3 protein-coding genes are annotated in these 4,382 nt (G+C 64.4%); all 3 read right to left on the reverse strand.

Going from position 1 to position 4,382, the window contains the following annotated elements:
* On the reverse strand, positions 1 to 3,417 hold a 3,417-nt coding region (locus AAIL67_RS24530), incomplete at its 3' end, for a hypothetical protein (RefSeq protein ID WP_343485380.1).
* Positions 3,418 to 3,429: 12 nt separating this feature from the next.
* The gene (locus AAIL67_RS24535) at positions 3,430 to 3,813 is read right to left on the reverse strand and encodes a hypothetical protein (RefSeq protein WP_343485381.1); all 384 of its coding nucleotides are present in this window, start codon (positions 3,811 to 3,813) and stop codon (positions 3,430 to 3,432) included.
* On the reverse strand, positions 3,813 to 4,382 hold a 570-nt coding region (locus AAIL67_RS24540; RefSeq protein WP_343485382.1), incomplete at its 5' end, for a hypothetical protein. The genes AAIL67_RS24535 and AAIL67_RS24540, both read right to left, overlap by 1 nt.

Raw genomic sequence — 4,382 nt, forward strand, 5'->3', positions numbered from 1 at the left:
GATCGTGAAATACGGCTTGCCCGTGGCCGGGTTGAGCGGCGAGCAGATGGTGTTGATGTCGCCCGTGGCAATCACGCCCACATGCTCGCCAATCACCCTGAACTGGCTGGTCGACGTGAACTCCAGAATCCAGCGCTCGCTGCTGCCGCCGGCGTTGGTGATCTGAATAGGAGACACGCTCTGGTCATACTTGGCGGCAATTGCAGGCCCCGTGGGCGCATCGGCCCAGGCCTTGTCGACCCAGCTCTGCTGTGAGAAATCCAGACTGACGCGGGCACGGCGGTCACTGGCCTGCAAAGCGCTGGAAACATAGGTGCCGCTTACCGGGTAGTCATGGGTCAGAGCGCGGTTGAAGGTGATCTCGCCCGAGATCTGCACATCCGTGGCAACGGCCATGTCTTCGATGCGATCCTCGATCGTCACCGGCATGGTCATGGCGGACACATCGGTAAAGGTGACCAGCCCGGCCTCCAGATCCACCGAATACCCGGTATTCAGGGTTTTGCCGTTGGCATCCCTCACCACCACGCGGGACAGGCGCACACGGGCCAGATTGATAGTCTGGTTGTTGCTGACGTTGAGCTGGGCGCTGGTCTTGGTGTGGCCCACCACGCACAGCGAACCAGGCCGGAAGATGGGCACCTTGCCGTCGCTGGGCAAGCGCACAGGGTCGATGCCGATGATGTCCGCATTCATGGGCAGATAGGCATAGGCCACCGCCGTGTAGCGCAAGGCACTGGCAACCACGGGCTGCGGTTTAAAGATCCTGCCGTCCGGCTGCACATTGGCCGCGTCATACCAGGGCTCGGCCTCATTGCCTACGGCCACGACCAGGGCACCGAAGCCCAGGCGAACCAGGCCGGTTTCATAGTCCACCGTGCCGACCACGCCAGGCGCCGTGATCGTGCCGTCAATGCCTGCGCTGACGTTCTGCGAGCCGCCCGAGGCCCTGGGCACCTGCACCGTGAGGGAGCCTGGACGCAGCGGCGCTGCCGCCGTGCGAAACACATAGGCGCTGCTGATCGCATCGCCCAGCGTGGTGATGCAGCCTGCACGGCGCAGTGTGTTCGCATTGCCCGGCGTCCACGAGGTCAAGCCCACGCGGCCCGTGGCGTAGTTGATGCTGCCGCGCGCCACAAAGCCGCCCGACGTCAGCACCCGCAGCACGCCCCTGCCGTCATCGCTCCAAGGCTGACCACTGGAAGGCATGAGCACGACCGAGCCCGGCACCACCGGGGCCTGCACCCCTGTAATCAGATCAAACTCGGGTGCAAACGTGACCTGCAGCGTGCGGCGCGTTGCGCTGCCCGTGGTGCGGAAACGGATCTTGACGTAGCCGCTTTCGTCATTGGGGTAGATCGAAGGCGCGTTCAGGTACTCGATGCCCTCGTAGTTGAGGCGGTACTGGGCGACCTCGCCCGAGAAGCCGCCGCCGCTGACCTGGCTGGACGAATAAACCGGCTTGGGGATCTTGATGACGACATCGGGATTGAAGTCCACCGCGCCCGTGCTGTAATTGACCGAACCGAGCTGCACGCCATTGAGCATCAGCTTGCCATTGCCGTCATCGCGGGCGATCTGGGTCGGATCGACCAGCGTCACACCCATCTCTCTGAGCTGATCGCGGGTGTAGAGGCCGAGCACGCTCTGGTCGGTCAGCGTGTTCCACTCGACCTCGACCGTATAGGGCACCAGCGCACCCTGGCCTGCCGAGACCGCCAGGCGGCCCTGGCCGTCGCGAGAGGGATGCGCCAGATTGACCTCGACCGCAGGAGCCGTGTCGACCGTGACATCGAGCACCGTGCTGACGGCGGGCAGCAGCTTGGGCGCAAACAGCACCTCGGAGCGGCCAACCCGTACCTCGCCCGTCGCGTCTCCCTGCAGCTGCCAGGCTGCGGTGGCCGTAGCAGTGCGCTGAGTCGTACCGTCCATCCACTTGATATCAAAAGAACCGGGATATAGCGCTTGACCCGCCGGCAGCTGCAGGGCAATGGTCTGGCTGATCAGCAGATCGGCGGCGGGCTGCACGGTTTCTTGCGTGGGCACGCCCCAGTGCTGGACGATGGAGCTGCCCACATCGGGCAAAGCACCCAGCGTGACGACAAAGCTGCCGGTCTCCGCGCTATAGGTGCCTGCGCCGTAGCTGGAGTCGGTGCCGCGCAGCGCGCCGTCGCCCGAGTCAGACAGCACATACCAGCGCCCCTGCGCCCGATAGCTAAAGGACAGCGTACCGCGCGCCGGCAGCGGCGTGATGAAGCCGGTATAGCTCTGGCTGCGGTTCTCAGCCGTGATGCGGATCTCGCTGGACTGCGGCATGCGCTGCATATAGGCGGCAGGCCGGTAGCTGATGTTCTTGGTGCCCGAGTAGTCGCCCGAGCTGGAAGTGACGACGCCATTGGCATAGTCCACCAGCCCGATCTGCTGGGTGCCCGACATCAGAATGCCGCCCTTGTCGGTAAACGTGACGCCGCCCACCACGATGGAGAGCGATCCCGGCAGGCAGCCACCGGGCAAGGCCAGGCTGGTGGTGGTGTTCCAGGTCTGAGAGGTGCTGAAGCTCACGGCCTCGGCCGCAGAGACAGGAAAGCCTGCCGCCGCATATGGGATGGCTGCAGGGATGGGCGTCTCGCTCTGCGCCGAGGGCACGATCTGGGTCATGATCGTCTGGGCAATGATGGTGAAATCGCCCAGAGCGGCTGCCTTTTGCAAAGGCGTGACGCCCACATAGCTGCCGGCATCGGCCACCACGGTATCGCGCAGATGAGCGCTATTGATCTGCCGGGCAAACTGGCGGCTGGCTGGGGAGCCGGTGAAGTCATAGCGCAAGGCGTCGGACAGCTCCACCGTCACTACCACGGCCTGGTAGTCCCGGTCGGTGTCGTAGGTGAAGGTGCGCTCCACGCTGGACACGCGAATAGCGCGGACATATTGCTCTTGCTCATTGGCCAGGCCTTCGTTGCCGACCAGTACCAGCGTCTTGCCCACCGCGGGCAATTCGGTACCGGGGCGCTGGAAGATCTGAATGACGCGCTGGCCCTTGATATGGTTCTCGTAGAGATAGCCCGCCCACTCGGCGCCCTTGTTGAGATAGGCCTCCAGCCGGGCCTGCGCCTGGGCACGGGTGTCATAGACACCGCCCGTGGCAAACAGGGTGATGGAGACATTGGGATCTTCAGGGGGCTTTGCCACGATGACATTGCTGCCCTGGTAGGTGTCGCGGTCTTCGGTATCCACGCCCACATGCACCTGACGCAGGTTGGCGCGGCCCGTGGCGCGGTCCATCTGCGAGATATCGGGCATGACGGCGTTTTCTTCGCCTGACTCGATCACGACGTTCGACGGGCCGCCACCACCTTCAGGTACATCGTCCATGACGCGGCTGGCTCGCAGCTGGATGTCGCCTTGCAAAATGGGCATTGTTCTTCTCGCTTAAACAGTGATCAGCCGCAGCGTGGCGACATAGGGATGGGTTGCGGCGGGCAGCTCGGGCCGGGAGATGGGCGCAGCGGCAATCGGGTCGTCTGCCGCAAACTGCACGGTGAATTCGCGGCCGTCAGCCAGGCGCAGCGGGTACCGACCGTCTGGCACATCGGCCAGGGCCTGCACTGCCTCCAGCGCTGCGCGGCGAATCCAGCCCTGGTCTTGCACGGCCTGCAAGGTGATGGGGCGGCCCTCGATGCGGGCAGCTGCATCGATGATCTGGGCGCCGGTGATGCCGCGCTCGACCGTCTTCTGCACGGCAGACCAGTTGAATTCGTCCACCCACAACATGCCGCGCGGCAGCTCGATGCCGTTCAGGAAATGGCCGGCCATCAGTGAACACCTCCCGACAAATTGGCGTCACGCTCCAGCGCGGCCATCAGTTGCTGCATCTCTGAGCTGCCCGCCGCATCCGTGCCCACGTTGTATTGGCGGCCGCCAATGACGACCTCGTGCCTATGGGTGATGACGGATTGGGGAGCTGCAACTGCAGGGGCGGGAGCCGGCGCCCGAGGCACTGAGCTGGGGGCGCTCCCCTTGTGCTCGGCCTCTTGCTTTGGCCGCGCATTGGCGGCAGCCTGCTGCAGGTCGATAGCCCTGCCCGCCTCCTTCACCGCAAACTGCGTCAGGTCATATTGATAGTTGCCCAGCGCGCCGCTGCTTTTGACGGAGAAAGGGTTGTCCTGCGCATACTGGTTCTGCCATTGCTTCCACCAGGCACCCAGCTCCTGACGGGTCTGAAATTGCGGCACGAGGCTCAGCGGGCCGGTGTTCTGGCGCATGACACCCGGCGAGCCATTCACGCCGGCATTGCGCTCTTCGACAAAGTTACGCGGGCCGCCCTGCTCCCATTCACGGGCAGCGTGGGCTGCACGACCCGACGCACGCTCAATGCCACGCAT

Source organism: Comamonas sp. A7-5 (assembly GCF_039581385.1).
Taxonomy (GTDB): Bacteria; Pseudomonadota; Gammaproteobacteria; order Burkholderiales; family Burkholderiaceae_C; genus Comamonas; species Comamonas thiooxydans.

What these genes read in the sequence shown, in the direction of transcription:
- AAIL67_RS24535 (WP_343485381.1), bottom strand. Translation starts at nt 3,813, where the DNA reads ATGGCCGGCCATTTCCTGAACGGCATCGAGCTGCCGCGCGGCATGTTG.